This window comes from Streptomyces sp., assembly GCF_031181555.1.
In the GTDB taxonomy this organism is placed as follows: domain Bacteria; phylum Actinomycetota; class Actinomycetes; order Streptomycetales; family Streptomycetaceae; genus Streptomyces; species Streptomyces fimbriatus.
The window spans coordinates 1-5,220 of the sequence record NZ_JAPSKQ010000272.1; the positions used below are offsets into that span (position 1 = coordinate 1).

The window sequence follows — 5,220 nt, forward strand, 5'->3', positions numbered from 1 at the left end:
GCCCCCGGACGGTCAGCGGCGCCGCAGTGACGGGTCGAGCAGCGCGGGCGGGGTGTCGTACTTCTCGTGCGCGGCCAGGTCGACACCGGGGGCGACGATCGCGTCGATCGCGTCCAGTACGTCGGCGGGGAGCACGGTGTCCGCGGCGGCGAGCTGCGCGTGCAGGTGGTCAGGGGTGCGGGGGCCGATGAGCGCGCTGGTCACGGCGGGGTGCGCGGTCACGAATCCGAGCGCCAGCTGGATCATGGTCAGTCCGGCCTCGTCGGCGACCCCGGCCAGTCGCTCGACGGCGTCGAGCCTGGTCCGGTTGGACGGGACGGTGGTGTCGAAGCGTTCCGGCATGAACGCCGAGCGGTTGGTGGTGATCTCCCGCCCCGCACGGACCGCGCCCGACAGCCAGCCCGAGGCCAGCGGGCTCCACACCAGCACACCGAGCCCGTACTCCTCGGCCACGGGCAGGACGTGGGCCTCGATCCCGCGCTGCAGGATCGAGTAGCTGGGCTGCTCGGTGACGTAACGGCTCAGGTGGTGCTCGCGGGCGGCCCACTGGGCCTGCACGATGCGGTACGCCGGGAAGGTCGAGGAGCCGAAGTAACGGATCTTTCCCGCGCGCTGCAGGTCGGTCAGGGCCGACAGCGTCTCCTCGTCGCTGGTGCTCGGGTCCCACCGGTGGATCTGGTAGAGGTCGACATGGTCGACGCCGAGGCGGCGCAGGCTGTCCTCCAGCGCGGTGACCAGCCAGCGGCGCGAACTGCCCCGGTGGTTGCGCTCCTCACCCATGGGCATGGTCGCCTTCGTGGCCAGCACGATGTCGTCGCGGCGGCCGGCGACGGCCTTGCCGACCATCTCCTCCGACTCGCCGGCGCCGTACATGTCGGCGGTGTCGATGACGTTGACGCCGCCCTCGAGAGCGGCGTCGACGAGGGCGGTGGCCTCCTCCTGGGTGGTGCGCCCGATCGCGCCGAAGTTCATGGCGCCGAGTGCGAGGGTGCTGACCTGCACACCGGTGCGGCCCAAGGTGCGGTACTGCATGACCGTGTCTCCTCATCGCGGGTGAAGCGCGGTGGCGTGGTGGCGGTGAAGGCGGAGCCGGAAGCGACGGCGGCGGTGGCGGCACGACGAGGCGCGGCTTGGTCGCCGGCCCTCCGCTCTGCCATCATGAGAAAGCGGAACCGTGTTCCGGAATGACGATACGGAACACTGTTCCGCTTTGGCAAGCACGACGGCGGAGGGAACGGCGCGGTGGACCACGGCGACGAGGGCGCGGGGCGTGCGGCCCAGTCCAGGCGGAAGGACGCCCGGCGCAACAAGGAGGCGCTGCTCGACGCGGCCGCCGCGGTCTTCGTCACGTCGGGCGTGGACGCCCCGGTGCGCGACATCGCGGCCCGGGCCGGTGTCGGGCTGGGCACCATCTACCGCCACTTCCCGACGCGGGCGGATCTCATCATCGCCGTCTACCGGCACCAGGTCGACGCCTGCGCCGAGGCCGGGCCGGCCCTGCTGGAGACCAGCGCGACCCCGTACGACGCGCTGGGGCGATGGATCGACCGGTTCGTCGACTTCCTGGTCACCAAGCACGGCCTCGCCGCCGTACTGCAGTCCGACAGCGCCGGCTTCGACGCGCTGCACGCCTACTTCCTCGACCGCCTCGTGCCCGTCTGCGCCCGGCTGCTCGAAGCCGCGGCCGCCGCCGGCGAGATCCGCGCCGACGTCGACGCCTACGCGCTCATGCGCGGCGTCGGGAACCTCTGCGTCGGCGCGGACAGCGATCCCCGCTACGACGCGCGCCGGCTGGTCGAGCTCCTCGTCGCCGGACTGCGCCGACCGCACTGACCACCGGCCGGGCGGCCGGAACGGCGGTCCTCCCGCCCCTCCCTGCATCAGGTCCGTACCAACCTCTTGCCCCCGCCCCTTCCACGCCGCAAGCTCCCCTCATGGAGCTGGAGTTGCGGCATCTGAAGACGATCCGGGCGATCGCGGACGCGGGCAGCCTGACCAGGGCGGCGACCGACCTGGGCCTGGCGCAGCCCGCGCTGAGCGCACAGCTCAAGCGCATCGAGCGCGCCCTGGGCGGTGAGCTGTTCGAGCGCGGCCGGCACGGCGTACGGGCCACGGCGCTCGGCGAACTCGTCCTGGAGCGCACCCGTATCGTGCTGCCCGCGGTGACCGAACTGCAGCAGGAGGCGGCGCGGTTCGCCCGTACCCCGCGGGCCAACGCCCGCTTCCGGCTGGGCGGCACCCACGGCCCGCTCCTGGGCGCCCTGGTGGTCCGGCTGGCGGACGCCGCGCCCGACGCGCGGGTGACGACGTGCACCTCCTGGTCCGAGCGGGAGCTGGCCGACCTGCTGGCCGAGGGACGGCTGGACTTCGCGCTCGCCGGCACCTGCGGTTCCGCTCCCCCGCCCGGCGCCGAGGGCCTGGTCTGGCGGGAGGTCGCGGTCGACCCGGTGTTCGCCATGGTGCCGGAGGATCACCCGCTCGCCCACCGCGCGGAACTGGACCTGGCCGAGCTGGCCGACGAGGAGTGGGCCTGCGTGCCCGGCGACGGCTGCTTCGGCGACTGCTTCACCGCGGCCTGCGCCCGCGCCGGGTTCACACCGCGCCGCATGTACGAGACGGACACCGCGTCCCTGGTCCATCTGGTGCAGGCGGGCCGGGCGGTCGGGATGTGCCGGGCGACCTTCCCGACCACACCGGGGATCGTCACCCGGCCGCTCACGGGCACTCCGCTGACCTGGCGGCATCTGCTGGGCTGGCACGCGGTGACGCAGCACGAGGAGACCGCCGCCACCGTGCTGGCCCAGGCCCGGATGGCGCACGCGGGCGTGGCGGCGGGCAGCGCCAGCTACACCGAGTGGCTCGCCGCGCGCCGCGACACGTCGGGCGGCCCGAACGCCCTCCCCGAAGCGGTGTCCTGACCCGGTCCTGCCCCGGCCCGGCAGGTTCCATAACACCGCGGAGAGGGCCGACCGACGTCTTACGACGGCCGGTCGGCCCTTCCTACGGTTTCGGCACCTCCCCACCGAAACCGAGGAGATCCCGCATGTCCCCCCTGCTCCAGCGACACACCAGAGCAAGAGCCGCGGGCGCCGCACTCGCGGCGACGGCCGCCCTGCTCGTGGCCGGGCTCAGCGGCTCCGCGAGCGCCGGGCCGGCCGCCGCCGCGCCCCCCTCCGCCCCCTCGGCCGCCGAGACGCTGCGCACCGACGCCGCACCGTCCGCCCTGCTCAAGGCCATGGAACGCGATCTCGGCCTGGACCGGGGACAGGCCGAGCGCCGGCTGGCCAACGAGGCGGAGGCCGGAGCCACGGCGGGCCGCCTGCGGGCCGCACTCGGCGGTGACTTCGCGGGCGCCTGGGTGCGCGGCGCCGAGGCCGGCACCCTGACCGTGGCGACGACGGACGCCGGCGACGTGCCGGCCATCGAGGCGCGGGGCGCCGAGGCCGCCGTCGTGCCCCACTCCCTCGCCGCGCTCGACGCGGCCAAGGCCCGCCTGGACCGCGCGGCCGACCGCGCGGACACCTCCGACGCGCCGGTCTGGTACGTCGACGTCCGCAGCAACACGGTCGTGGTCGAGGCGGTACGGCCCGCCGCCGCGCGCTCCCTGCTGAAGGCGGCCGGCGTCGACGGTGGCCTGGCCCGGGTCGAGAGGTCGGCCGAACGGCCCCGCGCGCTGTACGACCTGCGGGGCGGCGACGCGTACTACATGGGCGGCGGCGGCCGGTGCTCGGTCGGCTTCCCCGTCACCAAGGGCACCCAGCAGGGCTTCGCCACCGCCGGGCACTGCGGTCGCACCGGCACCGGCACCAGCGGCTACAACCAGGTCGCCCAGGGCACTTTCCAGGGCTCGACCTTCCCCGGCCGCGACATGGCGTGGGTGGCCACCAACTCCAACTGGACCGCGACCCCGTACGTCAAGGGCGCGGGCGGCCAGAACGTCCGGGTCACCGGGTCCACGCAGGCGCCGGTCGGCTCGTCCGTCTGCCGTTCGGGCTCCACCACCGGCTGGCACTGCGGCACCGTCCAGCAGCTCAACACCAGCGTGACCTACCCCGAGGGCACCATCTCCGGCGTGACCCGCACCTCGGTCTGCGCCGAGCCCGGCGACTCGGGCGGCGCGTACATCTCCGGCAGCCAGGCCCAGGGCGTCACCTCGGGCGGCTCGGGCAACTGCAGCACGGGCGGCACGACGTACTTCCAGCCGATCAACCCGCTGCTCCAGAGCTACGGCCTCACCCTGAAGACGAACGGCGGCGGCGAGGAGCCGCCCGGGGAGGAGCCGGGCGGCACCTGGGCGGCCGGCACCGTCTACCAGCCGGGCGACACGGTGACCTACGGCGGCGCCACCTACCGCTGCCTCCAGGGCCACCAGGCCCAGGCCGGCTGGGAGCCCCCGAACGTCCCGGCCCTGTGGCAGCGCGTGTGAGCCACCCCTGACCCTTCCGACGGGGGACGGCCGCGGCCCCGGGTGCACCGGCACCCGGGGCCGCGTCGTGTCCACAGGAGCGAGCGGACGGACGTGGAACGCCCTCCGTGCCCGGCCCTTCACCCGGCCTCCGCCCGCGTGCCGTCGCCCCTGCCCGGACAGCGAGAGGGCCCGCACGACCGAAGTCGTGCGGGCCCTCTCCGGTGCTCGCTGGAGCTACCGGGTCAGATCAGCAAGCTCACTTGGTGATCTTGGTGACCTGGCCGGCGCCCACGGTCCGGCCACCCTCACGGATGGCGAACTTCAGGCCCTCCTCCATGGCGACGGGCTGGATGAGCTCCACCTTCATCTCGGTGTTGTCACCCGGCATGACCATCTCGGTGCCCTCGGGGAGGGTCACGACGCCGGTCACGTCCGTCGTACGGAAGTAGAACTGCGGGCGGTAGTTGTTGAAGAACGGGGTGTGACGACCACCCTCGTCCTTCGACAGGATGTAGGCCTGGGCCTCGAACTCGGTGTGCGGGGTGACCGAGCCCGGCTTGATGATGACCTGGCCGCGCTCGACGTCCTCGCGCTTGATGCCGCGGAGCAGCAGACCGACGTTCTCACCGGCCTGGCCCTCGTCGAGCAGCTTGCGGAACATCTCGATGCCGGTGACCGTGGTGGTGGTCTTCTCCGGCTTGATGCCGATGATGTCGACGGTCTCGTTGACCTTGAGGACACCACGCTCGATGCGGCCGGTGACGACCGTACCGCGACCGGTGATGGTGAAGACGTCCTCGATCGGCATCAGG

The 5,220-nt window shown here is 73.5% G+C and carries 5 protein-coding genes; 3 read left to right on the top strand and 2 right to left on the bottom strand.

The features are described from left to right. Positions 1–12 precede the first annotated feature (12 nt). Positions 13–1,032 carry an aldo/keto reductase gene (locus RIM90_RS30395; protein ID WP_309063958.1) on the bottom strand — a complete coding sequence of 340 codons (1,020 nt, stop codon included), beginning with the start codon at positions 1,030–1,032 and terminating at the stop codon, positions 13–15. Positions 1,033–1,242: 210 nt separating this feature from the next. Here RIM90_RS30395 and RIM90_RS30400 point away from each other — a divergent pair, with 210 nt between their 5' ends. The 3 genes from RIM90_RS30400 to RIM90_RS30410 all read left to right on the top strand — a co-directional run bounded on the left by RIM90_RS30400 (position 1,243) and on the right by RIM90_RS30410 (position 4,426). Next, complete coding sequence (locus RIM90_RS30400) at positions 1,243–1,833, top strand: TetR/AcrR family transcriptional regulator (protein WP_309063959.1); 591 nt, start codon at positions 1,243–1,245, stop codon at positions 1,831–1,833. Between the two features lie 101 nt (positions 1,834–1,934). Next, positions 1,935–2,918: a LysR family transcriptional regulator gene (locus RIM90_RS30405; protein WP_309063960.1), complete on the top strand. Its 984-nt coding sequence runs from the start codon at positions 1,935–1,937 to the stop codon at positions 2,916–2,918. A gap of 125 nt (positions 2,919–3,043) precedes the next feature. Further along, complete coding sequence (locus RIM90_RS30410) at positions 3,044–4,426, top strand: alpha-lytic protease prodomain-containing protein (protein ID WP_309063961.1); 1,383 nt, start codon at positions 3,044–3,046, stop codon at positions 4,424–4,426. A gap of 238 nt (positions 4,427–4,664) precedes the next feature. Here RIM90_RS30410 and RIM90_RS30415 read toward each other — a convergent pair. Continuing rightward, positions 4,665–5,220 (bottom strand): EF-Tu/IF-2/RF-3 family GTPase (locus tag RIM90_RS30415; protein WP_309063962.1); only part of this gene is annotated, 556 nt, incomplete at its 5' end.